At 70.1% G+C, this 24171-nt stretch carries 24 protein-coding genes; 12 read left to right on the top strand and 12 right to left on the bottom strand.

Translation table 11 applies throughout. The features are described 5' to 3' along the window. The first annotated feature begins 5 nt into the window (after positions 1-5). Together ABVN73_RS03940 and ABVN73_RS03945 are read left to right on the top strand one after the other, a co-directional pair. Positions 6-3353 (top strand): maltotransferase domain-containing protein, encoded by a 3348-nt coding sequence (locus ABVN73_RS03940; RefSeq protein ID WP_353859020.1) that lies wholly within the window; start codon positions 6-8, stop codon positions 3351-3353. 210 nt (positions 3354-3563) lie between these two features. Further along, positions 3564-3860: a hypothetical protein gene (locus ABVN73_RS03945; protein WP_353859021.1), complete on the top strand. Its 297-nt coding sequence runs from the start codon at positions 3564-3566 to the stop codon at positions 3858-3860. A gap of 13 nt (positions 3861-3873) precedes the next feature. Here the strand turns inward: ABVN73_RS03945 and ABVN73_RS03950 are convergent, their stop codons facing one another. Next, positions 3874-4656, bottom strand: coding sequence for an EAL domain-containing protein (locus ABVN73_RS03950; protein WP_353859022.1), 783 nt, complete (start codon positions 4654-4656; stop codon positions 3874-3876). Between the two features lie 129 nt (positions 4657-4785). Continuing rightward, positions 4786-7104, bottom strand: coding sequence for a xanthine dehydrogenase family protein molybdopterin-binding subunit (locus ABVN73_RS03955; RefSeq protein WP_353859023.1), 2319 nt, complete (start codon positions 7102-7104; stop codon positions 4786-4788). Positions 7105-7244: 140 nt separating this feature from the next. Between ABVN73_RS03955 and ABVN73_RS03960 the strand changes: the two genes are divergently transcribed. The 3 genes from ABVN73_RS03960 to ABVN73_RS03970 all read left to right on the top strand — a co-directional run bounded on the left by ABVN73_RS03960 (position 7245) and on the right by ABVN73_RS03970 (position 9446). Next, complete coding sequence (locus ABVN73_RS03960) at positions 7245-7943, top strand: SOS response-associated peptidase (RefSeq protein WP_353859024.1); 699 nt, start codon at positions 7245-7247, stop codon at positions 7941-7943. A 127-nt stretch (positions 7944-8070) separates the two neighbouring features. After that, the gene (locus ABVN73_RS03965) at positions 8071-8472 is read left to right on the top strand and encodes a thermonuclease family protein (RefSeq protein WP_014240031.1); all 402 of its coding nucleotides are present in this window, start codon (positions 8071-8073) and stop codon (positions 8470-8472) included. Between the two features lie 194 nt (positions 8473-8666). Further along, a complete protein-coding gene (locus tag ABVN73_RS03970) occupies positions 8667-9446 on the top strand; it encodes a response regulator (RefSeq protein WP_353859025.1) in 780 nt (259 codons plus the stop codon). A gap of 110 nt (positions 9447-9556) precedes the next feature. On the opposite strand, the gene ABVN73_RS03975 is transcribed toward ABVN73_RS03970, so the two are convergent. The 4 genes from ABVN73_RS03975 to ABVN73_RS03990 all read right to left on the bottom strand — a co-directional run bounded on the left by ABVN73_RS03975 (position 9557) and on the right by ABVN73_RS03990 (position 12465). After that, positions 9557-9814, bottom strand: coding sequence for a GlsB/YeaQ/YmgE family stress response membrane protein (locus tag ABVN73_RS03975; protein WP_014240033.1), 258 nt, complete (start codon positions 9812-9814; stop codon positions 9557-9559). 144 nt (positions 9815-9958) lie between these two features. Continuing rightward, complete coding sequence (rpe, locus tag ABVN73_RS03980) at positions 9959-10615, bottom strand: ribulose-phosphate 3-epimerase (RefSeq protein ID WP_353859026.1); 657 nt, start codon at positions 10613-10615, stop codon at positions 9959-9961. A gap of 278 nt (positions 10616-10893) precedes the next feature. Continuing rightward, positions 10894-11346 (bottom strand): winged helix-turn-helix domain-containing protein, encoded by a 453-nt coding sequence (locus tag ABVN73_RS03985; protein ID WP_353859027.1) that lies wholly within the window; start codon positions 11344-11346, stop codon positions 10894-10896. Positions 11347-11451: 105 nt separating this feature from the next. Continuing rightward, complete coding sequence (locus ABVN73_RS03990) at positions 11452-12465, bottom strand: zinc-binding alcohol dehydrogenase family protein (protein WP_353859028.1); 1014 nt, start codon at positions 12463-12465, stop codon at positions 11452-11454. Between the two features lie 146 nt (positions 12466-12611). Between ABVN73_RS03990 and ABVN73_RS03995 the strand changes: the two genes are divergently transcribed. From ABVN73_RS03995 to ABVN73_RS04020, 6 genes are all read left to right on the top strand, one after another. Continuing rightward, positions 12612-13007 carry a helix-turn-helix domain-containing protein gene (locus tag ABVN73_RS03995; protein ID WP_353859029.1) on the top strand — a complete coding sequence of 132 codons (396 nt, stop codon included), beginning with the start codon at positions 12612-12614 and terminating at the stop codon, positions 13005-13007. Beyond that, the gene (locus tag ABVN73_RS04000; RefSeq protein WP_353859030.1) at positions 13004-14122 is read left to right on the top strand and encodes an NnrS family protein; all 1119 of its coding nucleotides are present in this window, start codon (positions 13004-13006) and stop codon (positions 14120-14122) included. The genes ABVN73_RS03995 and ABVN73_RS04000 overlap by 4 nt, the downstream gene beginning before the upstream one ends. A gap of 92 nt (positions 14123-14214) precedes the next feature. Then, on the top strand, positions 14215-15135 hold the full coding sequence (locus ABVN73_RS04005) for a hypothetical protein (RefSeq protein ID WP_353859031.1): 921 nt from the start codon (positions 14215-14217) through the stop codon (positions 15133-15135). A gap of 123 nt (positions 15136-15258) precedes the next feature. Next, entirely contained in the window at positions 15259-16125 is an 867-nt protein-coding gene (locus tag ABVN73_RS04010; RefSeq protein WP_353859032.1) for an NAD(P)-dependent oxidoreductase, read from the top strand. Between the two features lie 6 nt (positions 16126-16131). After that, the gene (locus ABVN73_RS04015; RefSeq protein ID WP_353859033.1) at positions 16132-16887 is read left to right on the top strand and encodes an SDR family oxidoreductase; all 756 of its coding nucleotides are present in this window, start codon (positions 16132-16134) and stop codon (positions 16885-16887) included. 3 nt (positions 16888-16890) lie between these two features. Further along, on the top strand, positions 16891-17883 hold the full coding sequence (locus tag ABVN73_RS04020; RefSeq protein ID WP_353859034.1) for a threonine/serine dehydratase: 993 nt from the start codon (positions 16891-16893) through the stop codon (positions 17881-17883). Here ABVN73_RS04020 and ABVN73_RS04025 read toward each other — a convergent pair. Together ABVN73_RS04025 and ABVN73_RS04030 are read right to left on the bottom strand one after the other, a co-directional pair. Then, positions 17858-18736 carry a methyltransferase domain-containing protein gene (locus ABVN73_RS04025; protein ID WP_353859035.1) on the bottom strand — a complete coding sequence of 293 codons (879 nt, stop codon included), beginning with the start codon at positions 18734-18736 and terminating at the stop codon, positions 17858-17860. The two genes, ABVN73_RS04020 and ABVN73_RS04025, sit on opposite strands and share 26 nt — an antisense overlap. Before the next feature lie 168 nt (positions 18737-18904). Then, a complete protein-coding gene (locus tag ABVN73_RS04030) occupies positions 18905-19045 on the bottom strand; it encodes a hypothetical protein (protein WP_353859036.1) in 141 nt (46 codons plus the stop codon). 180 nt (positions 19046-19225) lie between these two features. Between ABVN73_RS04030 and ABVN73_RS04035 the strand changes: the two genes are divergently transcribed. Beyond that, a complete protein-coding gene (locus tag ABVN73_RS04035) occupies positions 19226-19984 on the top strand; it encodes an HAD family hydrolase (protein ID WP_353859037.1) in 759 nt (252 codons plus the stop codon). On the opposite strand, the gene ABVN73_RS04040 is transcribed toward ABVN73_RS04035, so the two are convergent. The 4 genes from ABVN73_RS04040 to ccoG all read right to left on the bottom strand — a co-directional run bounded on the left by ABVN73_RS04040 (position 19936) and on the right by ccoG (position 23989). Further along, positions 19936-21144 (bottom strand): NnrS family protein, encoded by a 1209-nt coding sequence (locus ABVN73_RS04040; RefSeq protein ID WP_353859038.1) that lies wholly within the window; start codon positions 21142-21144, stop codon positions 19936-19938. The genes ABVN73_RS04035 and ABVN73_RS04040 overlap by 49 nt on opposite strands. A gap of 114 nt (positions 21145-21258) precedes the next feature. Next, positions 21259-21825 carry a hypothetical protein gene (locus tag ABVN73_RS04045; RefSeq protein WP_353859039.1) on the bottom strand — a complete coding sequence of 189 codons (567 nt, stop codon included), beginning with the start codon at positions 21823-21825 and terminating at the stop codon, positions 21259-21261. A 129-nt stretch (positions 21826-21954) separates the two neighbouring features. Beyond that, positions 21955-22494, bottom strand: a complete 540-nt coding sequence (gene mog / locus ABVN73_RS04050; protein WP_353859040.1) for a molybdopterin adenylyltransferase — start codon at positions 22492-22494, stop codon at positions 21955-21957. A gap of 31 nt (positions 22495-22525) precedes the next feature. Then, complete coding sequence (ccoG, locus tag ABVN73_RS04055; RefSeq protein WP_353859041.1) at positions 22526-23989, bottom strand: cytochrome c oxidase accessory protein CcoG; 1464 nt, start codon at positions 23987-23989, stop codon at positions 22526-22528. Positions 23990-24171: the final 182 nt, after the last annotated feature.

Below are 24171 nucleotides of genomic sequence, written 5' to 3' on the forward strand. Positions count from 1 at the left end.
CCCCGATGGCCACCGCCGGACCGCGCATCTACAATCTGTTTCCCACGCTCGTCGGCCCGATGCGCGACTGGGCCGGGCATCTGCCCCGCATCCAGGGCATGGGCTTCGACTGGCTGTTCCTGAACCCGATCCATTATCCCGGCTTCTCCGGCAGCCTCTACGCCGTGAAGGACTATTACCGGCTGCACGACCGCATCCAGGGCGGCTCGCCGGAGCATCCGGACGATCTGCTGCGCGGCTTCATCGCCGAGGCGGGACGGCACGGCCAGTCGGTCATGCTGGACCTCGTCATCAACCACACCGCCAAGGACGCGATCCTGGTGGGCGAGCATCCGGACTGGTACCGGCGCGACGCCAACGGCGACCTCTACAGCCCGCGGGCCGTCGACCCGGTGGACCCGTCGCGGGTGACCATCTGGGGCGACCTCGCCATGCTCGACTACGAGCGGGCCGATGTGCGGGCGGGGCTGACCGACTATTGGACCCATTACCTGCGCCACTTCATCGGGCTGGGGGTGAAGGGCTTCCGCTGCGACGCCGCCTACCAGATCCCGGCGGATGTGTGGAAGACGCTGATCGACCGCTCCCGCGAGGCCGATCCGGAGGTGAAATTCTTCGCCGAGACGCTGGGCTGCACGGTGGAGCAGGTGCGCGACCTCTGCGGGGCGGGCTTCGACTTCCTGTTCAACAGCGCCAAATGGTGGGACTTCAAGTCCGATTGGCTGCTCGACCAGTATGACGAGTTCCGCTGGATCGCCCCCTCCATCGCCTTCCCGGAAAGCCACGACACCGACCGTCTGGCGGCGGAGGTCGGCAGCCAGGACAGCGAACGTCTGGCAGCGCATCTCAAGATGCACTACCTGTTCGCCGCCTCCTTCTCGACCGGCGTGATGATGCCGGTGGGGTTCGAGTACGGCTTCACCCGCAAGCTCGACGTGGTGTCCACGACGCCCGACGACTGGGAGCAGCCGAAGGTGGACCTGACCGGCTTCATCGGGGCGGTCAACGCCATGAAGGCGGACAGCCCGGCGCTGAACGTCGAGGGACCGCAGCGGCGGGTGACCTCGCCGCACAACCCGGTGATCGGGCTGATCCGCGAGACCAGCGGCTGGGCCAACGGGAGCGGGGAGGGCTGCTCCGTCCTGCTCATCAACCCCGACGAGACCCAGCCGCACGCCATCGACCCCGGCCCGCTGCTGGCCAGCACCGGCGGCGGCTTCGCCGACTTCGAGGACGTGACCCCGGAAGCCGCGCCGCTGCCCTTCGAGCCGGGCCGCGACCTGCGCCTGCGCCCGCTGGAGATGCGCGTCTTCCGCGCCCGCCCGGCGCAGAGCCGCCCCATCGAGCTGAACCATCTGGGCGAGCGCGGGGCGGAGCACGACGCCGGCACCCGCGCCTGGATGGACGAGCTGGCCTCCCGCCGCGTCACCATCGAGAACGTCTACCCGGAGCTGGACGGCGGGCGCTTCCCGGTCAAGCGGGTGGTCGGCGATGTCATGGAGGTGTGGGCGGACATCTACACCGACGGCACCTTCGTCCTGGGCGCCGCCGTCACCTACCGGCCGGTGGACGAGGAGGAGTGGCGCGAGGTGCCCATGACCTTCTTCGACAACGACCGCTGGGTGGGCAAGCTGCCGCTGACCCGCAACACGCGCTACCAGTACAGCATCCTGGCCTGGCGCGACGTCTGGGAAAGCTGGCGCGCCGACTTCAAGAAGAAGAACGACGCCGGTCTCGACGTCGGGCTGGAGCTGATCGAGGGCCGGCGCTTCGTCGAGCACGCGGTCGGGCTGAACGAGGGGGAGGGCCGCGCCGCGCTGGAGCGGGTGGTCGAGCGGATGAACAGCCTGCAGGGGGCGGAACTGACCGCCTACGCCCTGTCGGACGAGCCGCGCCAAGCCATGGCCAAGTATGGCGAGCGGCAGTATCTGTCCCGCTACGGCTGCGACCTGGAGGTCTATGTGGACCGCACCGCGGCCCGCTATTCGGCGTGGTTCGAGATCTTCCCGCGCTCGGCCTCGCCGGACCCGTCGCGGCCCGGCACCTTCGACGACGTGTCGAACATGCTGCCCTTCATCCGGGGCATGGGCTTCGACGTGCTGTATTTCCCGCCGATCCACCCGATCGGGCGCAGCTTCCGCAAGGGGCGGAACAACACGCTGAACCCCGGCCCGAACGATCCCGGCGTGCCCTACGCCATCGGCGCCTCGGAAGGTGGGCACGCCGACATCGACCCGATGATCGGCGACTTCGAGGGCTTCCGCCGGCTGGTCAAGGAGGCGCGGCGGCACGGGATCGAGATCGCGTTGGACTTCGCCGTCCAGTGTTCGCCCGACCATCCCTGGATCAAGTCGCACCCTCAGTGGTTCTACTGGCGCCCCGACGGCACGATCCGCTACGCCGAGAACCCGCCGAAGAAGTACCAGGACATCGTCAACGTCAGCTTCTACCGCGAATCCTACCCGGACCTGTGGTACGCGCTGCGCGACGTGGTGCTGTTCTGGTGCGACGAGGGGGTGCGCATCTTCCGCGTCGACAACCCGCATACCAAGCCCTTCCCCTTCTGGGAATGGATGATCCGCGAGGTGCAGGACCGCTTCCCCGACGCGCTGTTCCTGGCCGAGGCCTTCACCCGGCCCAAGCTGATGCGGCGGCTGGCGAAGATCGGCTTCACCCAGTCCTACAGCTACTTCACGTGGCGCAACACCAAGGCGGAGCTGACCGAGTATCTGACGGAGCTGACCCAGGGCGAGTCCAAGGACTACATGCAGCCCAACTTCTTCGCCAACACGCCGGACATCCTGCCGCCGATCCTGGTCCATGGCGGGCGGCCCGCCCACATGATGCGCGCCGTGCTGGCCGGGACCCTGTCGGGCGTCTACGGCCTCTACACCCCGTATTTCGTCTGCGAGGCCGACCCCTATCCGGGCAAGGAGGAGTACAACCACTCCGAAAAATACGAAATCCGGCACTGGGATTGGAACAAGCCCGGCAACATCGTCGACTACGTGACCCGGCTGAACAAGATCCGTGCGGAGAACCCGGCGCTTCACAAGTTCACGAACCTGAGATTCTACAACGCCTACGACGACAACATCCTGCTCTACGGCAAGATGACCGAGAGCAAGGACAACGTCATCCTGATCGCGGTGAACCTCGACCCGCACAACGGCCATGGCGGCACCATCGAGGTTCCACTGTGGGAGCTGGGGCTGGACGACGGCGCCCATGTCCAGGTGGAGGATCTGTTCACCGGCCAGCGCTTCACCTGGATCGGCAAGTTCCAGCATGTCTGGCTGGACCCGCAGCAGAACCCGGCGGCGATCTGGCGCATCCGTCCGCCGGGGCGGTGAAGCGAACGTGGTTGTGGTGGGCTCCCCTCCCAACCTCCCCCCGCTTCGCAGGGGGAGGAGATAAGCCCTCCCCTGTGAAGCGGGGGAGGGTTGGGTGGGGGCTCGCCGCAACCACTCCCCACACCACCGCCACACCGAAACTCTGGAATTCCCGCCCAGCCCAAGCTAGAACCGCGCCGGTCCGTGACGGTTCTTCCTTGCGGGGGGCGGGTGCAGTACCGACTCGACGACGAGGCGTCCCTGTGTTCGATCGACATCCTGGCTCAGGCGGTCGAGCGCATCTGCGTCAAGGGCGTGCTGGAGCTGCGCATGCTGCGCAACGCTCTGCGCGAGGCCGCCATCAGCCCCACCCCCGACGCGGTGAAGTTCGCCTTCGTCATGTTCTCGCGGGTGGACGGCGATTACCGCCGCCTGATCGCGCACGAGGCGCTGGCCCTTGCGACCGAGCAGCGGGGGCGTTACGCCGCTCCCCGGCCGCGGGCGGTGCGCCGCCCGCGGATGCTGTAGCGCACGGCCGTCCTCAGGCCACGGTCGGCTCGAAGTCCATGGCGGGCGCCACCAGCCGTTCCACCGCCGGGCGGGCGAACAGATAGCCCTGCATCAGCGTGATCCCGAGGTCGCGCAAAGCCTTCGCCTCGCCGGGCGTTTCGATGCCTTCCGCCACCGGGGTGATTCCCAGGTCGCGGCACACGGTGAGGATCGCGCTGACGATGCTGCGGCGGGCGCGGTCGGTGTCGATGGCCCGGGTCAGCTCCATGTCCAGCTTGATGATGTCCGGCTGGAACTCGGCGAGCAGGTTCAGGCCGGAATAGCCCGACCCGAAATCGTCGATGGCGGTGTGGAAGCCCTGGCGCTTGTATTCGGTGAAGATCGACTTCAGGTGCGCGCCGTCCACCACACGCTCGTTCTCGGTCACCTCGAAGATGATGCGCTCCGGCGGGAAGCCGGTGCGATTGGCGGCGGCGAGGGTGGCGCGGATGCAGGCTTCGGGCTGGTAGACGGCGTTGGGCAGGAAGTTGATCGACAGCCGTGTGTCGGCCTGCTGGCCCATCCCCAGCTTGGCGGCCAATTCGATGGCCTTGACCCGACAGGCTTGGTCGAAGGCGTAGCGGTTGGCCTCCGTCACCTGACCCAGCACCCAGCCGGCCCCCTGGCCGTCGAGGCCGCGCACCAGCGCCTCATGCGCCCAGGGCCGCCCGCCGCCGATATCGACGATCGGCTGGAAGGCCATGGTGAAATCGAATCCCAAACCCTCGGTGCACAGCCCGCCGCACCCGCCGCCCATGATCCGCTCCGCCGTCATGCCCGTTTCTTTCGTGGGGTGATTCTATGTTAATTCTTTATAGTTCGTATATTGTCTCAAATTTATTCAACGCAAGGTGTGACATCGGCTCTGGAAATAAGGCCTATGACGTCACTACTCCGTTCTTCGTCATTCCGCGGCGGCTTTACTGCGCGCTTGGATCGCGGTCCACACGGAGAGCGGGGTCGCGGGCATGTCGATGTGCTGGATTCCGTAGTCCGACAGCGCGTCCACCAGGGCGTTGATGACCGCGGGCGGCGCGCCGATGGCCCCGGCCTCGCCGGCGCCCTTCATGCCGAGCGCGTTGGTGGTGCTGGGCACGCAGTTCAGCTTGATGCGGATGTCCGGCACGTCCACCGCGCGCGGCATCTGGTAGTCCATGAAGGACCCGCTGAGCAGCTGGCCGCTGTCCGGGTCGAAGACCACCCGTTCCTGAAGCGCCTGCCCGATGCCCTGGGCGACGCCGCCATGGACCTGCCCCATGACCAGCAGCGGGTTCACCACCGTCCCGAAATCGTCCACGACGGTGTAGCCCACCACCTCGACCACACCGGTCTCGGGATCGACCTCGACCTCCGCCACGTGGCAGCCGTTGGGGAAGGTGTTGGCCGGCGGGGTCCAGCGGGCCACCTCGGTGAAGGCGACGGGGCCTTGCGCGGCCGCCTTGGCGGCCACCTCCTTGAAGGAGACGCTGCGGTCGGTGCCGACGACGCTGAAGCGGCCCTCGACGAACTCGACGTCCACCGTGGCGGTCTCCAGCAGGTCGGCGGCAACCTCGGTCGCCTTGGTCACCACCCGCGCCGCCCCCTCGGCCAGCGCCGCCCCGCCCACCGGGACGGAGCGGGAGCCGCCGGTGCCGGCGCCCCAGGACACGCGGTCGGTGTCGCCCTGCACGACCTCGACATCCTCCGGCGGGACGCCCAGCCGGTCGGCGATGATCTGCTTGTAGGCGGTCTCGTGCCCCTGGCCGTTGGTCTGGGTGCCGATCATCAGGACGATGCGCCCGTCGCCGTTGACCTGCACCGTCGCCTGCTCCGCGCCGCCGCCTGCGCAGGCCTCGATGTAGGTGGCGATGCCGGCCCCGCGCAGCTTCCCGCGCGCCCTCGCCGCCGCCTTGCGGGCGGGCAGGCCGGCGTGGTCGGACAGCTCCAGCCCGTCGCTCAGATTCTGCTCGAACGCGCCGGTGTCGTAGGTCTGGCCCATCGGCGTGGCGTAGGGCATGGCGGCGGGCGGGATGAAGTTGCGCCGCCGGATCTCCGCCGGGCCGAGGCCGGTGACGCGCCCGGCATGGTCGATCAGCCGCTCCAGCAGGTAGGCCGCCTCGGGCCGTCCGGCGCCGCGGTAGGCGTCCACCGGCTGGGTGTTGGTGAAGACGCCCTTGACCCGCACATAGACCGCCGGCGTGGTGTAGGAGCCGACGAGCATCGCCGACCCGGCGTCGGTCGGGATGAAGGGGCCGTAGTTCGACAGGTAGGCGCCCAGGTTGGCGACCGTGTCCACCCGCAGCCCGAGGAAGCGCCCGTCGCCGTCCAGCGCCAGCCGGGCGCGGCTGACATGGTCGCGCCCGTGGTCGTCGCTGAGGAAGCCCTCCGTTCGCTCCGCCGCCCATTTGACGGGCCGGTTCAGGCGCCGCGCGGCGAACAGGCAGACCATGTATTCCGGGTAGTTGAACAGCTTCATGCCGAAGCCGCCGCCGACGTCGGTGGTGACGACGCGGAATTTCTCCTCCGGCAGGCCGAAGAGCTGGGCGAACTGCTTGCGCAGCCCGTGCACGCCCTGGCTGGTGACGTGGATGACCAGCCGGCCGGTTTCCGCCTCCACCGCGGCGAGGCAGGCGCGGCCCTCCATCGGGTTGGCGACGACGCGGTTGTTGACGATCTCCAGCTCCACCACGCGGGCGGCCTTGGCGAGCGCCGAGTCGACCGCCGCCTCATCGCCCTGCTCCCAGTCGAAGCAGAGGTTGCCGGGCGCCTCGTCCCACACCTGCGGGCGGTCCGGCTCCAGCGCGTCCGCCGTGCCGGTGATGGCGGGCCGGTCGTCGTAATCGACCATCACCAGTTCCGCCGCGTCGCGCGCGGCCTCCAGCGTTTCGGCCACCACCACGGCGACCGGATCGCCGACGTGGCGCGCGCGCGCCTTGGCCAGCGCCGGGCGGGGCGGGGCGACGTAGGGTGAGCCGTCGCGCTGGGTCAGCGCCGCGGCGCAGGGGATCGGCTGGACGCCGTCGGCCTCCAGGTCGGCGACGGTGAAGACGCCGAGCACCCCCGGCTGCGCCATCGCCTCCGCCACGTCGATCCCGCGGATGTCGGCGTGGGCGTGGGGGGAGCGCACGAAGACCGCGTGGGTCTGGCCGGGAAGGGACACGTCGTCGGTGTAGCGCCCGCCGCCGGTCAGCAGGCGGGCGTCTTCGGTGCGGGGGACCGGCTGGCCGATGCCGAACTTCATCATGGGGCGGGGCTTTCCTATCGCGTGGAGAGACACCCGGAGAAGATAGGCGGAGCCTTGGCCGGCGAAAACCCTCGCTTGGGCATAAGCCGGCGGTGGCGTGGGGACGCCGGGCCACCTATTCTTAGGCCATGTGCGGACGCATGATACTCGCCACGCCGGCCGCGGAGGTTCAGCGGCTGTTCGGCTTCCCCGAACTGCCGAACCTCCAGCCCCGCTGGAACGTGGCTCCCACCCAGCCGGTGCCCGCCGTGCGGCGGGAGGAGGATGGGCGCCATCTGGTGACCCTGCGCTGGGGCCTCGTTCCCTTCTGGGCGGACGACCCGTCCATTGGGGCGCGGCTGATCAACGCGCGCGGGGAGACGCTGGCCGAGAAGCCGTCCTTCCGGGAGGCGTTCCGCAAGCGCCGCTGCTTGGTTCCCGTGGACGGATTCTATGAGTGGAAGGCCGAGGGCAAGCGCAAGCAGGGCTACGCCATCCGCCGCCGCGACCGCGCGCCCTTCGCCTTCGCCGGCCTGTGGGAGCGCTGGAACGGCCCGAAGGGCGGCCCGGCCGCCGCGGAGCCCCTGGAGACGCTGACCATCGTCACCACCACGGCGAACGCGGTTCTGAAGCCGCTGCACGAGCGCATGCCGGTGATCCTGGACGAGACGGACTGGGACCTTTGGCTGGACCCCGCCGCCCCGCTGCCGGTGCTGGAAGGGCTGCTGAAGCCGGCGCCCGACGCGCTGCTGGAGGCCCACCCGGTGGGGCCGCGCGTGAACAACGTGCGCAACGATGACGATGCCTGTGCTGCTCCCCTGGATGACGCTCCACCCGATGACGCGCCGACCTTGTTCTGACTGGCTTGCTCCTGTGGTGGCGATTCTCGTCTTTTTCTCAACCGGAATGGCGTATGCCCAGGGAGGGACGACCAAAGGCAAGGTCGCCAACACCCCCAATGAAACGCTAAAAGGGCAAGGTGTCGCCATGGAGGGCGATACGCTGTCCATCAAGGGCACGCCGGTTCGCCTGATGGGGATCGACGCCCCCGACGTCGGGCAGAAATGCCGGAACCGCTATGGGCACGAGCTGGACTGCTTCCGCATCGCCACGGCGGTGCTGGCCAGCCTGATCAAGGACCAGGAGGTGACCTGCACCATCGCCGAACGCGACCGCAACGGCCAGCAATTGGGCGAATGCCGGGTGCTCGGCGTCGATCTGGGGGCGGCCATGGTGGCGCGCGGCTGGGCCTTCGCCTACCGCAGCCTGTCACCGGCCTACGCCTCCAGCGAGGCCTTCGCGCAGAGCCGTCGGCTCGGCCTGTGGGCGGGGCAGGTCGAGAAGCCCTGGCAATGGCGGTCGCGCCAGCAGCGTGAGCAGGCGCGGTAGGTCCGCCGGTCGGCATCGGCCATGCGGGCTCTGCCAACGGGGGAAGGGGGACTCGGCCTTTTTTTCGGTTCGCCCTCCTTGGGGGGCGTGATAGTGTTTCAGAGTGTTAACAAGTTATTAATCAAGCCGACCGGCCAGCGCCCCTCGGTGCCGAAGGCCGGACGGACCCACCCACCGGCGCGGAAGAACGGGTCATGCGAGTCTACGCACGCCAGCTTTACGATCATCTCCCCTACCTGCGCCGCTACGCGCGCGCGCTGACCGGAGCGACCGAACGCGGTGACGACCTCGTGACGCGCTGCGTCGAGGTCGCCGTGATGGCCCCCTCCCGCTTCGGGCTGGAAGCCGGGGCGCGGGTGCCGCTCTACGCCCTTCTGAATCTTCTGTTCGACGAGGACGGGGACGGGCAGCCGACGCCGTCGCCGCACCCCATCGAACGGGCGCTGGCCTCCCTGCCGGAAGGCGAGCGGCGGATGTATCTGCTGATCACGCTGGAGGGGCTGACGGTTCCCGAAGCCGCCCAGGTGCTTCAGCTCCCGGCGCCGGAGGCCCAGGAGCGGCTGACCGTCGCCCGCGACAAGGTGCGCAACGCCCTGACCCAGCGGGTGCTGGTGGTCGAGGACAACCCGATCCTGGCGATGGAGATCGGCTCGCTGGTCACCGACATGGGCCACGTCGTCTGCGGCACGGCGAACAACGAGCAGGAGGCCCTGGAACTTCTGGAGGTCGAGAAGCCGACGCTGGCCCTGCTCGACGTCCGGCTGGCCGACGGCGGCAGCGGGGTCGAGGTCGCGCGCCGGCTGCGCCAGAAGCGCGCGATGCGGACCATTTTCGTCACGGCCTTCGACGGCGACCTGGAGGAGGCGGACGCCCGCCATCTCGGCCAGATCGTCCGCAAGCCCTTCACCAACGAGGCGATCCAGGCGGCGATCTCCCGCGCGGTCTTCATGCCGAGCCCTGTGGCGCTGGCATAGATGGCGTTGGCATAGGTGGCGTTGGCATAACCCGCGGTTCGGATCGGACATGCGAAAAGGGCGGCCCCGTCGGGCCGCCCTTTGTGTGTGCGCTGCCGTATGGCCGTCGGTCAGACGGTGGTGCGGCGCCCGGCGATCATCCGGTAGATGGCCAGGATGATGATGGCGCCGACGATGGCGCCGATGAAGCCGGCCCCTTCGCCAGCCCGGTACCAGCCCACGGCCTCGCCCAGATAGGTGGCGACGAAGGCACCCGCGATGCCGAGCAGCGTGGTGATGATGAAGCCGCCCGGATCGCGGCCCGGCATCAGGAACTTGGCGACGATGCCGGCCAGGAAGCCGATGATGATCGTCCACAGAATACCCATAACCTCTCTCCCTCCAGTATCGATGTCCTCGATCCCACGCAGCCATAACGCCCAGAACGGCGTTTGGTTCTGCCCGAAGGAGGACCCTCTTGCGGATAAACCCACCTGGAGCATGGCCGGGAGGGAGAGGGGCAGGGCCGGCGGTCAGGTCCGCAGAGCGCGGATGTTGGCGGCGTAGCGGTCCGGCCCGCCGGTGAAGGTGGCGGTTCCGGCGACCAGAACGTCGGCCCCCGCCTCGATGGCGATGCGGGCGGTCTCGCCGTTGATGCCGCCGTCCACCTGGAGGTCGATGGGCTTGCCCAGCGCGTCGATGCGGCGGCGCAGCTCACGGATCTTGGGAAGCTGGCTGGCGATGAAGCTCTGCCCGCCGAAGCCGGGGTTGACCGTCATGACCAGAACGAGGTCGAGGTCTTCCAGCAGATAATCCACGGCCTCCAGCGGGGTGGCCGGGTTCAGCGACAGGCCGGCCTTCTTGCCCAGCGACTTGATGAGCTGGATGGTGCGATGGACGTGCGCGCCGGCCTCCGGATGGACGGTGATGATGTCGGCGCCGGCGTCCGCGAAGGCGGCGATGTATGGGTCCACCGGGGAGATCATCAGATGCACGTCGAAGGTCTTCGCCGTGTGCGGGCGCAGCGCCTTCACCACGGCCGGGCCGATGGTGATGTTGGGGACGAAATGGCCGTCCATCACGTCGATGTGGATGTAGTCCGCGCCCGCCGCATCGATGGCGCGCACTTCCTCGCCCAGCCGGGCGAAATCGGCGGAGAGGATGGACGGGGCGATCTTGACCGGGCGCATGGCGGAAATCCTTGGCGTGAACGGTGCGGGGGAGGGCGGTGGAAAATCCGCCTTCCCATACCACGGCTCCCCCACCGCCCCAACCCCTCTCGCCGTTCCGTTCAGGGGCAAGCCGCTCGATGGTCCCTCTCCCGCCCCGGGAGAGGGAGGGGACCCACGCGAAGCGTGGGAAGGGTGAGGGTGCCGTCGAGAATCGGTGCCTTGATCCTTGTGCGACCCTCACCCGGCGCTTTCAGCGCCACCCTCTCCCGGGGCGGGAGAGGGGACATCAAAAGCGATTAGGCCGGCTTGTAGCCCGGCTTCAGGCCCGGGTCGCCGGAAAAGCAGCCGTCGTCCGCCGGGTCGCTTCCCGAGCCGTAGTCGGCGTTGAGCATCCCCTCCAGCGCCTCCAGCCGGGGGGTGGCGGCGGCGAAGGCGTCGCGTTCAACGGCGCGGTAATGCTCGATCACCCGCTCGCCGAAGGCGGTCAGCGCGGTTCCGCCGCCATGCTTGCCGCCCACCGCGGCGGAGACCACCGGTTCGGCGAAGATGCGGTTCAGATCGTCGACCAGCAGCCAGGCGCGGCGGTAGGACATGTCCAGCGTCCGCGCCGCGGCGGAGATGGAGCCGGTGTCCCGGATCCGCTCCAGAAGCATGATCTTGCCCGGCCCGACCGAGCCGCCGGTGTCGAAGTCGATGCGGATGCGCAGGCGGGTCATGGCGCCGTCCAAGACGCCGTCGCTGCGGCGCACCGCGTTCGGCCTCCGCTCCCGTTCACCCCGGCCATGCGCGCTCCTCCGCTCCGCCCTTTTGGGGCGGGAGACTGGCCGTCCCCCGCCGAAAAGGCAAGGCGCGGCTCAGAAGCCGGCCAGCACGATCTTGCCCTTGGCCCGCCCGCTTTCGAGCAGGGCGTGGGCGCGCGTCAGGTTGGCGGCGTTGATGGTGCCGAAGGTCTCGGTCAGCGTCGTGCGAACCGTGCCGGCGTCGACGAGGCGCGACACCTCGCCGAGCAGGGCGTGCTGGGCGTCGATGTCGGCGGTGCCGAACACCGGCCGGGTGAACATGAACTCCCAATGCAGCGACACGCTCTTGCGCTTCAGCACCATGACGTCCAGCCCGGCCGGATCGTCGATCAGCGCGACGCGGCCCTGCGGGGCGATCAGGGCGGCGATCTCCGGCAGATGGGCGCCGGTGTCGTTGGTCGAGAAGACGAAGGCGGGGGCGCCGATGCCCAGAGCCTCGACCTGGGCGGCCAGCGGCTTGCGGTGGTCGACGACGTGATGGGCGCCCAGGTCGCGGCACCAGGCCTGCGTCTCCTCGCGGGACGCGGTGGCGATGACCGTCAGGTCGGTCAATTGCCGGGCGAGCTGGATGGCGATGGAGCCGACGCCGCCGGCCCCGCCGACGATCAGGATGGCGTTGGCCGCCCCCGGCACCGGGCGTCGCACGTCCAGCCGGTCGAACATGGCTTCCCACGCGGTGATGCTGGTCAGCGGCAATGCCGCGGCCTGGGCGAAGTCGAGGCTGGCCGGCTTCGGGCCGACGATGCGCTCGTCCACCAGATGGAATTCGGCGTTGGTGCCGTCGCGATCGATCGCCCCGGCGTAGAAGACGGCGTCGCCCGGCTTGAACAGCGTGGCCTGCGGCCCGGCGGCGACCACGACGCCGGCGGCGTCCCAGCCCAGCACCTTCATGGCGCCCGGCGCCGGCGGCATGTTGCGGCGGACCTTGGTGTCCACGGGGTTGACCGAGACGGCCCTGATCTCGACCAGAAGGTCGCGGCCCTGGGGCTCGGGGCGGGGACGCTCCACGTCGATCAGGGCGTCGGGGGCGTCGATGGGCAGGGATCGGGTGAAGGCGACGGCGCGCATGGCCTGGAGTCCTTGTGCTTGTTGCTGGGTGCTCGTTGTTGGGTGCTTGTTGCGGCGTGGTGTGCTCTGCCGACAGACTTGCGCCTTGCAGCACCGGGGCGCAAGAATGCACATGAAACGCACATAGTGTCGAAAAGGATACCGTCATGGCCCGCGTCCCCCACGCCAACCTGGACTGTTCGCCGGGCTGCCCGGTGGAGGGCGTGCTCGCCCTCATCGGCGGGAAGTGGAAGGGGCTGATCCTCTACCATCTGCTGGACGGCACGTTGCGCTTCAACGAAATCCGCCGCCGTGTGCCGAACGTCACCCAGCGCATGCTGACCACCCAGCTCCGCGAGCTGGAGGCGAACGGGCTGCTGGTCCGCACCGTCTATGCGGAGGTGCCGCCGCGCGTCGAATACAGCCTGTCGCCGCGCGGGCGCAGCCTGGAGCCGATCATCCTGGCGCTGAAGGCCTGGGGCGAGGAGCATCTGCGCCCCGCCGCCGCTCCCTCCTCCGCCGCTTCCTCCTCCGCCGCCGCTTCCGCCGTCGCCGCGGCATGAGCGCCTTCGTCCCGCCGCCCCCGCAGCGTCCGTGGGGGCACCGCCTGTTCTTCCCCGCCGCCGCGCTCTACGGGGCGCTCAGCGTGCCGCTGTGGGTGGCCGGCTATTTCGGCTGGCTCGGCATCGGCTGGACCCCGGCGCTGCACGCGCACGAGATGCTGATGGGCTACGCGCTGGCGGTGGTCGGCGGCTTCCTGCTGACGCGCCCGTCCGGGGTGGCGCTGAGCGTCGCCTTCGCCGCGTGGCTGGCCGGGCGGCTGGCGGTGCTGGCCGGCCTGCCGCCGGAGATCGCCGCGCCGCTGGCGCTGGCCTATCCGGTGGCGCTGTTCGTGATCGCCGGCGTGCCCTTCCTGCGCGCCGCCAAGAGCGGCCACAACATGCTGTTCGGACCGGTGATCGGCGCCTTCGCGCTGGCCGAGGCGCTGGTCTGGTGGGGCGGCGACGGCGGACGGACGGGGGCGCTGTTCGCGCTGCATCTGGTTGGCATCCTGATGCTGGTGATGGGTGGGCGCATCATCCCCTCGGCCACGGCGGGAGAAGTCCGCAAGCAGGGCGGGGCGCTGGTGGAGCGGGTGCAGCCGCGTCTGGAATGGGCGGGCGTCGCCGGGGCGGTGCTGGCCGCCCTGACCGTCGCCGCCGGAGGAACGACCGGTCCGCTGGCCTGGATCGGGGCGGCGGGTGCCGCGCTGGCCGGGGTGACGGCCTGGGCGCGTCTGGCGCGCTGGCGGACGGGCGCCGTGCTGAAGCGTCCGGACCTGTGGAGCCTGCATCTGGGTTATGGCTGGCTCGGGCTCGGCTGGCTGTTCCTGGGGGTGGAACGGCTGGCTCCGCTGACCGGCGGGGCGGGCTGGCACGTCATCGGCGCCGGCGCGCTGGGCACGCTGGCCGCCTCGATGATGGTGCGCGCGACCCTGCAGCGGGAAGCGCTGCCCCCGGACTTCTCCCGGCCCGCCACCGCCGCCATCGCCCTGGTCGGGCTGTCCGCCGCGCTGCGCGTCGCCGCGGCCAGCACGGCGCCGGACCTGCTCATGCCCGCGGCGGCGCTGGCCTGGATGGCGGCGCATCTTCTGGTGCTTTGGGTGCTGCTGCGCGTGCCGAAGCGGATCAGGGCGTGAACCCGGCGCCCTGATTTTGGGCGTTCCGATCCTGGCCTTCGCGCATCACGGCCGCTATGGTGCGGCGGGTGCAACTGACGTCGGCGCGTGCCATGGAAACCTTGCCGTTCGAGGCCGAGACCGCTGTCGTCATCTGTGCCGACCGTGGCGTGTTCGAGCTTCTGGTCGGGCTTCTGCTGTCGCTGCGCCCGCTGGACCGCCGGCGCTACCGGGTCTGCCTGATCGATGTCGGGCTGACCGACGCGCAGCGCGACCATGTGGCGCCGCTCTGCGACCGCATCGCGCCGGTGCGGGACGATCTGGTGGTCTGGCCGCACCCGCAGCTGGTGGCGCAGCTGGACCGGCAGATCCCCTTCTGGAAGGCGATGCTCTGCCGCCCGTTCCTGCGCGACTATTTCCCCGGTTTCCAGTGCTACCTGCATCTGGACGCCGACATCTGGGTCCAGAATCCCGCCGCTCTGGACGCCGCCGTCGCGGGCGTGCGCGAGGGGCGCGCCGTGATCGTCCCGGAGGCCGACGCGGCCTATCCCTTCCTGGCCTCGCACACAGCCAACGCCCATGCCGTGGCGGAGCGCGCCAAGCTCGTCACCCGCTTCTTCGGCGAGGAGATCGCCGCGCTGGCCGGTTCGCTGCCCTATTACAATCTGGGCTTCTACGGGCTTCGCCACGACGCGCCCCATTGGGAGCTGTTCCGCGACAGCCTGCGCGACGCGACGCGGACCACCTTCCACTTCCTGTGCGAGCAGATCGTCCTCAACATCGTGATGTTCCAGCTGCGGACCACGCTGCTGCTGCCGGCGACGGCCAACTGGATGTGCAGCATGGCCGTGCCCGTGCGGGGCGCGGACGGGCTGTGGCGCTCGCCCGTCTACCCCCACACGCCGATCGATCTGCTGCACCTGACCGGAACGGACAAGCTGGAGCGCTACCAGCCGCTGGGGCTGCTTTACGACGGGGGGCGCTATCTGGAGAGCATCGCCCATCTGGCGGCGCCGCACGCGCAGGTCGGCTGAGCGCCGGCCCGTCCGTCGCGGAAGCGCGCAACGGCTTGACGGTTCCCGTCCCAACCCCCGACACTCCTGGCAACGGCCTCCACCGAGGGCCATGAGAGGCGGGCAAACCCGCAAGGGGGGATCATGAGCGACGCGTTGGAACCGGTCCGCAGCGCGGGCGTCGTCGGGCTCGGCTCCATGGGCATGGGGGTGGCGCTGTCGCTGCTCCGCACCGGTTTCCGGGTCGTCGGCTGCGACCTCGACGCCGCCAAATGCATGAGCCTCGTCACCCATGGCGGCGAGGCGGCGGGTTCGCCCGCCGACCTCGGGCGCCGGGTGGACCGCGTCATCGTCCTGGTGGCCACGGCGGAGCAGGCGGAGGAGGTGCTGTTCGGCGCCGAGGGCGTGGCCGCCACCCTGCCGAAGGGCGGCGTGGTCGTCCTGTCCACCAGCGTCCCGCCGGACATGGCCGCCGCCGTCGGGCGCCGCCTCGCCGAGCGGGACCTGCTGATGCTGGACGCGCCGGTCGGCGGCGGCCCGGTGCGGGCGGCGGAGGGGCGCATGGTGGTGATGGCCTCCGGCCCCGAAGACGCCTTCGCGCGGGCGGCGGACCTGATCGCCGCCGCGTCGGGCACGCTGCACCGCGTCGGCACGGAACATGGGCAGGGTTCCGCCGTGAAGGCGGTGGAACAGATGCTGACCGGCATCCACGCCGCCGCGGTGGCGGAGGCCACGGCCTTCGGGGTCCGCGCCGGGGTCGATCCGCAGCGCCTGGCCGAGATCCTCGCCGCGGGTCCCTTCCACATCCCGTCGCAACGGCCGCTGGGCATCGTCGGGACGGACCTGGGCAACGTGATGGACGCCGCGCGGCGGCTGACCGTGCCGACTCCCCTGGCCGCCTCCGCTTTGCAACTCTTCACCATGGCCGCCGCGGCCGGTCTGGGGCGCGAGGGCGACGGCGCGCTCGCCCGGATCTTCGACCGGCTGGCCGGCAACCCGCAGGAGGGCTGAGGAACCATGTCCACAACGCTCACGTCGCTGGTCGTCACCGGGGGCAGCCGGGGCATCGGGGCGGCGGTCGCCCGCATGGCCGCGCAGCGCGGCCACGCCGTCACCTTCTCCTACATCGGCAACGCCGCGGCGGCGGAGGCCACGCTGGCGGCGATCCGCGAGGCCGGCGGGCAGGCCCAGGCGGTGAAGGGCGATGCGGCTCGCGAAGAGGACATCCGCGCCCTGTTCGACGCGGCGGAGGACCGGTTCGGCCCCACCGCCGGTCTGGTCAACAACGCCGGCATCATCGGACCCTATGGGCGGCTCGACGAGGCCGCGCCGGACGACCTGCGCCGCATGCTCGACATTAACGTGACCGGCGCCGTGCTCTGCGCCCGCGAGGCGGTGCGCCGCATGTCCACCCGCCACGGCGGGAAAGGCGGCGGCATCGTCAACATCGGCTCCATCGCCGCCGTGCTGGGCTCGCCCAACGAGTATGTAGGCTACGCGGCCAGCAAGGGCGCGGTGGACAGCCTGACCGTCGGCCTCGCCCGCGAGGTGGCGAAGGAGGGCATCCGCGTGAACTGCGTGCGGCCCGGCCTGATCGACACCGACATCCAGGTCATCCCCGGCATCGGCAACCGGCTCGACAACCCCGCCTTGATCCCACCCGCCGGGCGCGCCGGGACGGCGGACGAGGTCGCCGAAACCGTGCTGTGGCTGCTGTCCGACGCCGCGTCCTACGTGACCGGCGCCCTTCTCAACGTCTCCGGAGGCCGCTGAGCCATGCCCGCGTCGAATTCCTTCGCCATCGGTCACCAGGACATCGTGGAGGCCGCGGCGCGGCTGGACGGCTTCGCCGTGCGCACGCCGCTGCTGGAGAACGCCCTGCTGAACGAGCGGGTCGGCGGGCGCGTCCTGCTGAAGCCGGAGGTCCTGCAGCGCAGCGGCTCCTTCAAGTTCCGTGGCGCCTTCAACCGCCTGTCCCAGTTGACTCCGGAGGAGCGCCGGGGCGGGGTGGTCGCCTGGTCGTCGGGCAACCACGCCCAGGGCGTGGCCGCCGCCGCGGCGCTGCTCGGCATGCCCGCGGTCATCGTCATGCCCAGCGACGCGCCAGCCCTGAAGATCGCCAACACCCGCGGCTACGGCGCCGAGGTGGTGCTCTACGACCGCTGGACCGAGAGCCGCGAAGGCATCGCCCAGGCCATCGCGGCGGAGCGGGGTGCGGCCACCGTGCCGCCCTACGACCACCCGCAGATCATGGCCGGGCAGGGCACGGTCGGGCTGGAGATCGCCGCCCAGGCGCAGGCCATCGGCGCGGCTCCCGACGACGTGATCGCGCCGTGCAGCGGCGGCGGGCTGATGTCCGGGGTCGCCACGGCGGTGCGCCACACCTTTCCGGATGCCCGCCTGTGGGCGGCGGAGCCGGCGGGCTTCGACGACGTGGCGCGCTCGCTGGCCGCCGGGGAGCGGGTGGAGAACGCCGCCGGGCAACGCTCCATCTGCGACGCGCTGCTGACCCCGACGCCGGGGGCCCTGACCTTCCCGGTGATGAAGGACCTGCTGTCCGGCAGCCTCGCCGTCACCGACGCCGAGGTGAAGGCCGCCATGGCCTACGCCTTCACCGTGCTGAAGCTGGTGGTCGAGCCGGGCGGAGCGGTCGGGCTGGCCGCCGTGCTGACGGGAAAGCTGCCGGCGGCGGGCCGCACCGTCGCCGTGGTGCTGAGCGGCGGCAACGTCGACGCCGCGACCTTCACCGACGCGCTGGCGTCGTCGTAGCGGCGTCGCGCTCCAGCACGTAATAGGCGGCGCCGGGGGCGAACTTCTTGCGCAGCGAGTCGCGGTGGTAGGCGATGTTCCACCGCGTCAGCGCGCAGGCCGCCTCGTCCAGCCGCACCAGCAGCGGGTTGCCGTAGGGCAGGGAGACGCCCAGCAGCGGCCCCAGCCGCTCGGTCAGCGGGAAGGAGCAGAAGCGGCGCTGCCGCACCGTGAAGCCCAGCCGGGCGAAGCGCTCCTCCAGCCACTGCACGGGGAAGCCGCGCTCGTTCGCGGTCAGGCCGCGGCGGGGCTGGCGCCAGTCGCCCATGGTGCTGATCGGCTCGCGCAGAATGAACAGCCCGCCGGGGGCGGTGACGCGGGCGAACTCGGCCAGCAGCGCGCCGGCGTTCGGGATGTGGTGCAGCGTGTGCAGGCAGACGGTCAGGTCGTTGGCCCCGTCCGCGCAGTCGATCCGCCCGCCCAGCGTGGGCCGGCGGTACTCGGCGGGGGTGCTGGCGATGTCGGTCTTCCAGAAGCGCTCGATGGGTTCGATGGCCAGGAAGCGGTCGACCTGCCCGGCGATCGGCGCCACATCGTCCCCCGCGGCGCAGCCGAAGGCCAGCGCCTGCCGGAAGCGCCGCCCGGCCAGGAAGCGGAAGGCGTGGCGGTGGTTCAGCGCGTGGTATTCGTAGCGGTAGCCGGGCCGCTCGGGCGCCGTGTGCGCGAAGTCCTCCGCCGGGTCTTGCGCCTCGACCCCATACCAGCGGGCGATCCGGGCCGCGTCGAAGTCGTCTCCGTAAAGGGCGGCGCCGGAGAAATACTGTTCCTCGAAACTGGGCGTCTCGACGCTGGCGGACTCGAAGGTGGCGGTCATGGGGGCTGAGGCTCCGCTGGATGGACCGCGCGACGATAGCGCGCCAGTTCCGGCGGAAACATTCAGCTTGCCCGCCTAGGACGGAGGGGGAGTCCTATGGCGGAGCGGGATCGCGGGGCGTGAAGGGAGCGCCTCCGGTTGGTAGGGGCGCCATCCGAAAGGGGAGCGCTACAACCGGATGTCGCTCTGGAACAGGCCGAGGTCGAGATGCTCCATCGGGACGCGGCGGGCGCGGCGGCGGCCGAGGCGCTGCACGGCGTGACGGGCGCGACCGATGAGGGCGGCGTAGCTCTTCAACGTCTTGGGCATGTCCGTTCTTCCCAGTCTGTGTAGGGGGTGAACGGATCACAGCTATGACGGGTCCATGTGACAGATTCTATCGCACCGCACACCGGCCCGAGGAACGCCGCGCCGCGCCACCTGTTCGAGAAGGAATACCCCCAAAAACACGCGCCCAAAACACGCGCGAAGCATGGTGAGGAGGCGGCGATGAGCGGCGTTCTGAAGGCCGTCATTTTCGACGTGGACGGCACCCTGGTCGACTCGGTTGACCTGCACGCCCACGCCTGGGTGGAAGCGATCCGGCATTTCGGCTACCACGCGGAGTTCGACGCGGTGCGCTCGCAGATCGGCAAGGGCGGCGACCAGCTGATGCCGGTCTTCGTGCCGGAGAAGGATCTGGCACGGGTCGAGGACGAACTGGACCATTTCCGGCACGAGCTGTTCGCCCGCAAGTACATGCCGAAGGTTCGCGGCTTCCGCCGGGTGCGTGGCCTGTTCCAGCATCTCCACGCCGAGGGGCTGCGCATCGCGCTTGCCTCCTCCGCCAAGGGGGATGAGCTGGAGCGGTACAAGCGCGCCGCGGAGATCACGGACTTGGTGGACGTGGAAACCTCGTCCGACGACGCGGAGCGGTCGAAGCCACATCCGGACATCTTCGAGGCGGCGTTGGAGAGGCTTGGCCTGCCGGCGGAGGAGGCGGTGGTGGTCGGCGACAGCCCCTGGGACGCCAAGGCCGCGGGCCGGGCCGGGCTGACCGTGGTGGGTGTTCTGTGCGGCGGCTTCGCCGAGCAGGATCTGCGCAAGGCCGGCTGCGCGGAGATCTTCCGTGATCCGGAAGACCTCCAGCGCCGCTTCGCCACCAGCCTCATCGGGAAACGCAGCCCACGCGCGATGGGCCTTCTTCAGCCCGGCGGACCTCAGCCGGGCCGGCCGTCGGCCCGCGGAGCGAGCAGGATGGGACCGTAGACGTACAGGTAGCAGGCGAAGGCCGCGATCCAGGCCGCACCGGCGCCCTCCAGGGCGGTCCAGTAGAGGCCGCCGGGCAGTTCGGGGGCCAGCACCCGCAGCAGTGCGGCGGCGGTCAGCAGGATGTAGCCGGCCACGGTCGGTCGGGTCACCACCAGCATCCGCCCGGTGTGGCCGAGCGAGGCCCGCGTCATCACCGCCACGATCATCGTGGCGAAGGCCCCGGCGGTCAGCGCATGGACCCAGGCGGAGCTGTCCACGCCCGCCCCCAGCAGATGCGCGGCCTTCAGCGCCAGCGCCGCCGGCACCCAGGCGTAGCCGAGATGCAGCACCCACAGGATCGGCTGGTCGAGCGTCCTCGCCGGCTGCCAGCCAGCCAGCCGCAGGGCGTGGGCGAGCGCCGCGACGAGCGCCAGCAGACCGGCGACGGCGGTGCCCGGCAGGGCGAGGTCGGCGGGGATCATCAGCAGGGTCGAGACGAGCGTCACCTTCTCCACCCAGGGGCGGGAGACGACGGTGCCGTCCAGCCCGCGCAGCCGCAGGGCGTTGCGGGTGAAGGCCGGGACGATGCGCCCGCCGATCACGGCGATCATCATCAGCACGACGCCGATGGCCAGCGTCTCACCCAGCACGGTGCTGCCGGGCAGCACGCCCAGCCAATCGAGATGGAACAGCAGGTTGGCGGCGGTCAGCAGGCCCAGCAGGACGAGGAAGGCGGTGTTGCGGATCTTGCCCGCGGCCACCAGCGGCCCGGCCAGGGCGACGCCGAGCGCCGGCAGGAAGGCGAGGTCGAGGATGGCGGCAATCGGCAGCGGCACGCCGACGAAGGGCAGCAGCGCCACCCGCCCGGCCAGCCACAGCGCGGTCAGACCGGCGAGCGGCCGGCCCGACAACGCCTTGGTGCCGGTCCAGCTCGGCACGGCGGTCAGCAGGAAGCCGGCCACCGCGGCGACCACGAAGGCGAACAGCATCTCGTGCGCGTGCCAGGAGGCCGCCGGGACGGCGCCGTCCGGCCAGGACCCGGTCGCCAGCACGGCGATCCAGGCGGCGAGGAGGACGGGTGCGGCGAGGCCGGAGAGCAGGAAGAAGGGCCGGAACCCATAAGCGAAGATCAGGGGGACCGGAGGGTGGTCCGGCTGGTCGGCAACGGAACTGGTCATGGCGTTCCCCGCGCGTTGGAGGCATCGGTCATGCGGTCACACTGCGCCGGGGGCGGTCACCCTTCTTTGACCGCCGTCAAACAAAACCCCTCGCTTTTCAGAAAAGCAACGCCTTCAGAGCGTGACGCCGTTCTCGGCCATCAGGCGCTTCAGCGCGTCGCGGGCCGGCGCGTCGAGCACGGGCAGCCCGTCGCGGGCGGTCAGAACGAAGGCACCCGGATCGGCCAGGGTGCGCAGGGCGAAGCCGCTCACGCGCGGCGGGCCGCTGCTCAGCGGCGCGTCCTCGTAGACCGGTGAGAAGCTGCAGCCCAGAAGCATGGCGCGGGCGATCAGCGCCTCGTCCGAGGAGCCGCCCGACGCCGGGCTGTTGATGCCGAAGAGCAGCCGCTCGGCCTCGCCGTTGGTGACGAGCCCGCGGTCGAGCAGGATGTCCACCATGGCGGAGGTGGTCATCACCGGCGCGGCGCGGCCCTTCCAGCAGAAGCGGCCGTCGTCCCAGCCGACGTCCAGGCAGCGGTAGATCATGTGCGGATCGGCGCCGCCGGGCGACCCGGCGACGATGTAGTTGACCCGAAGCAACCCGTTCCACGCCCCGGCCGGAGCGACGATGCAGGAAACACCGCGCCGGGTCAGGCGCAGATAGGTGTCGTTGATGCCCGAAGGCTCGAAATCGAACAGCATGGCTGGCTCACCTTGATCGGGGACCCCGCTCCCCTCGAACGAAAAAGGTGAGCACGGGTTCCCGCAAGGCAACATGGCCATGCGTATGGTATTCCTCTCCGCACGCGCAAAAAGGGTATAGGCAAAAACTCAGGACTTCGGGCGGAATGCCTTGCAGACCAATGGGTCAGTGTCGATGCGCGCCGCGCCGATCAGATCGAGGCAGTACGGAATTGCCGGAAAGACCGCCATCAGGCAGTCGTGGATGGCCGAAGGCTTGCCCGGAAGGTTCACGATCAGGCTGCTGCCGCGGATTCCCGCGGTCTGGCGCGACAGGATAGCGGTCGGCACCACGGTCAGGCTGACCGACCGCATCAGCTCGCCGAAGCCGGGCATCATCTTTTCGCAGACCTGCTTCGTCGCCTCCGGCGTCACGTCGCGCGGGGCGGGGCCGGTGCCGCCGGTGGTGACGATCAGGTCGCAGCGCTCCCGGTCGGCCAGCTCGATCAGGGTGGCGGCGATGCCCGCGCGGTCGTCGGGGATGACGCGGGCCACCGGCTCCCAGGGGGAGGCGACGATGCGCTCCAGCTCCTCCCGGATGGCCGGGCCGCCCTGGTCCTCGTAGATGCCCCGGCTGGCCCGGTCGGACACGGTGACGATGCCGATGCGGGCGGGTGTCAAGGAGGTCATGGGCGGTGGTCCTTCCCGAATGGCGGCGGGCTTACTTGGCGCCCGGCCCCAGGAACACGCTCTTGTAGCTGTCCCGGTCGCCGTTGTTGGTGTCGGTCAGCTGGAAGGTGACCGGGGTGGAGGCGTCCGGCACCGACTCGCGCGGCACCGTGACATAGACGCGGTAGGTCGCCACGCTGTCCGGGGAGGCGGAGATGTGGCTGACCGCGCTGCCGCTGTCCTCGTCGCGCTCGCCCACCACCTTCACCTCGGCGCCGGCGATGCCGCTGGCGGCCAGCGTGTAGGAGCGGTCCTGGCGGGTCTTGTTGGAGACCTTGAAGGTGTAGGCGTTGCGGATGGTGCCGTCCTGCAGCGTGACGAACAGCGGGGCGCGGTCGCGCTGCACGGCGATGTCCAGCCGCGGGCGCAGCGCGTAGCTCCAGGCCATGGCGCCGGTGATCACCAGCATCAGCAGGCCGTAGACGATGGTGCGCGGACGGATCAGCCGCCACTGGTAGGGCTTGCCCTGGGCGCGGGTGTCCTGGGCGGCCAGGCTGTCGAAGCGGATCAGCCCCTTCGGCAGGTCCTGCGACACCATGATGCTGTCGCAGGCGTCGGCGCACAGGCCGCAATTGATGCAGTCCGCCTGCTCGCCGGTGCGGATGTCCACGCCGACCGGGCAGACCTGAACGCACTGGCCGCAGTCGATGCAGTCGCCGAAGCCCTTGGAGCGGCGCTCGTCCCAGCTCTGCGACTTGCGCTTCGGGCCGCGGGTGTCGCCGCGCAGCGTGTCGTAGGTGACGACGAGGCTGTGCTCGTCCAGCATCGCGGTCTGGATGCGCGGCCACGGGCACATGTAGTAGCACATCTGCTCGCGCGTCCAGCCGGCCATGACGTAGGTCATGCCCGCGAACAGCGCGAAGAAGCCCGCCGCTTCATAGGACGCGTCGAAGGTCAGCAGATCGGCGGCGAGCCGCGGCGCGTCGGTGAAGAAGGCGACGAAACCGAAGCCGGTGACCAGCGAGAGCGCCAGCCAGCCGGCGTGCTTCCCGGTCTTGCGCAGGACCTTCCGGGCGTTCCAGGGCGCCTTGTCCAGGCGGATGCGCTCCGCCCGGTCGCCCTCGAAGGCGCGCTCGATCCAGACGAACAGGTCGGTCCACACCGTCTGGGGACAGGTGAAGCCGCACCAGACGCGCCCGGCCAGCGCCGTCGCCAGGAAGAGGCCCAGCGCCGCCACGATCAGCACGCCGGTGAGGTAGTAGATCTCCTGCGGCCAGATCTCGATCCAGAAGATGAAGAAGCGCGGCGTCGTCAGGTCGAACAGCACCGCCTGGGCCGGCGCGTCGGGGCCGCGTTCCCAGCGAATCCACGGGGCGATGAAGAAGACCGCCAGAAGCACCCAGGTCAGGATGGTCTTCCAGCGCCGATAGCGTCCGGAGACGGCCTTCGGGTGGATCTTCTTGTGGCTTTCGAAAAACTGGACTTTCGCCGGCGTGACAACGCTTCCGTCGGGCATATCGTCTGCCTTGGCTCCGGATAGGGACGCAAGACCGGACAATAGCGGACAGGACCCGAGCGCCTCTTGATCGGGATCAAGACGAGAACGGATTTGAAAAATCCCCGGAATTCAAAAGGATTTTTCTGCGGCGCTGGTGACCGGCCGGATTCCGGGGTTGTAATACGTCCAACTGCCGATTG

Origin of the sequence: Azospirillum formosense, from assembly GCF_040500525.1 — a bacterium.
Classification (GTDB): domain Bacteria; phylum Pseudomonadota; class Alphaproteobacteria; order Azospirillales; family Azospirillaceae; genus Azospirillum; species Azospirillum formosense_A.

Bases quoted from the DNA above. Each gene is read 5' to 3' on its own strand.
- ABVN73_RS03940 (WP_353859020.1), top strand. From the start codon at position 6: ATGGCCACCGCCGGACCGCGCATCTACAATCTGTTTCCCACGCTCGTC.
- ABVN73_RS03950 (WP_353859022.1), bottom strand. From the start codon at position 4,656: ATGACGGCGGAGCGGATCATGGGCGGCGGGTGCGGCGGGCTGTGCACC.
- ABVN73_RS03955 (WP_353859023.1), bottom strand. From the start codon at position 7,104: ATGATGAAGTTCGGCATCGGCCAGCCGGTCCCCCGCACCGAAGACGCC.
- ABVN73_RS03960 (WP_353859024.1), top strand. From the start codon at position 7,245: ATGATACTCGCCACGCCGGCCGCGGAGGTTCAGCGGCTGTTCGGCTTC.
- ABVN73_RS03965 (WP_014240031.1), top strand. From the start codon at position 8,071: ATGGAGGGCGATACGCTGTCCATCAAGGGCACGCCGGTTCGCCTGATG.
- ABVN73_RS03970 (WP_353859025.1), top strand. From the start codon at position 8,667: ATGCGAGTCTACGCACGCCAGCTTTACGATCATCTCCCCTACCTGCGC.
- ABVN73_RS03975 (WP_014240033.1), bottom strand. From the start codon at position 9,814: ATGGGTATTCTGTGGACGATCATCATCGGCTTCCTGGCCGGCATCGTC.
- rpe (WP_353859026.1), bottom strand. From the start codon at position 10,615: ATGCGCCCGGTCAAGATCGCCCCGTCCATCCTCTCCGCCGATTTCGCC.
- ABVN73_RS03990 (WP_353859028.1), bottom strand. From the start codon at position 12,465: ATGCGCGCCGTCGCCTTCACCCGATCCCTGCCCATCGACGCCCCCGAC.
- ABVN73_RS03995 (WP_353859029.1), top strand. From the start codon at position 12,612: ATGGCCCGCGTCCCCCACGCCAACCTGGACTGTTCGCCGGGCTGCCCG.
- ABVN73_RS04000 (WP_353859030.1), top strand. From the start codon at position 13,004: ATGAGCGCCTTCGTCCCGCCGCCCCCGCAGCGTCCGTGGGGGCACCGC.
- ABVN73_RS04005 (WP_353859031.1), top strand. From the start codon at position 14,215: ATGGAAACCTTGCCGTTCGAGGCCGAGACCGCTGTCGTCATCTGTGCC.
- ABVN73_RS04010 (WP_353859032.1), top strand. From the start codon at position 15,259: ATGAGCGACGCGTTGGAACCGGTCCGCAGCGCGGGCGTCGTCGGGCTC.
- ABVN73_RS04015 (WP_353859033.1), top strand. From the start codon at position 16,132: ATGTCCACAACGCTCACGTCGCTGGTCGTCACCGGGGGCAGCCGGGGC.
- ABVN73_RS04020 (WP_353859034.1), top strand. From the start codon at position 16,891: ATGCCCGCGTCGAATTCCTTCGCCATCGGTCACCAGGACATCGTGGAG.
- ABVN73_RS04025 (WP_353859035.1), bottom strand. From the start codon at position 18,736: ATGACCGCCACCTTCGAGTCCGCCAGCGTCGAGACGCCCAGTTTCGAG.
- ABVN73_RS04030 (WP_353859036.1), bottom strand. From the start codon at position 19,045: ATGCCCAAGACGTTGAAGAGCTACGCCGCCCTCATCGGTCGCGCCCGT.
- ABVN73_RS04035 (WP_353859037.1), top strand. From the start codon at position 19,226: ATGAGCGGCGTTCTGAAGGCCGTCATTTTCGACGTGGACGGCACCCTG.
- ABVN73_RS04040 (WP_353859038.1), bottom strand. From the start codon at position 21,144: ATGACCAGTTCCGTTGCCGACCAGCCGGACCACCCTCCGGTCCCCCTG.
- ABVN73_RS04045 (WP_353859039.1), bottom strand. From the start codon at position 21,825: ATGCTGTTCGATTTCGAGCCTTCGGGCATCAACGACACCTATCTGCGC.
- mog (WP_353859040.1), bottom strand. From the start codon at position 22,494: ATGACCTCCTTGACACCCGCCCGCATCGGCATCGTCACCGTGTCCGAC.
- ccoG (WP_353859041.1), bottom strand. From the start codon at position 23,989: ATGCCCGACGGAAGCGTTGTCACGCCGGCGAAAGTCCAGTTTTTCGAA.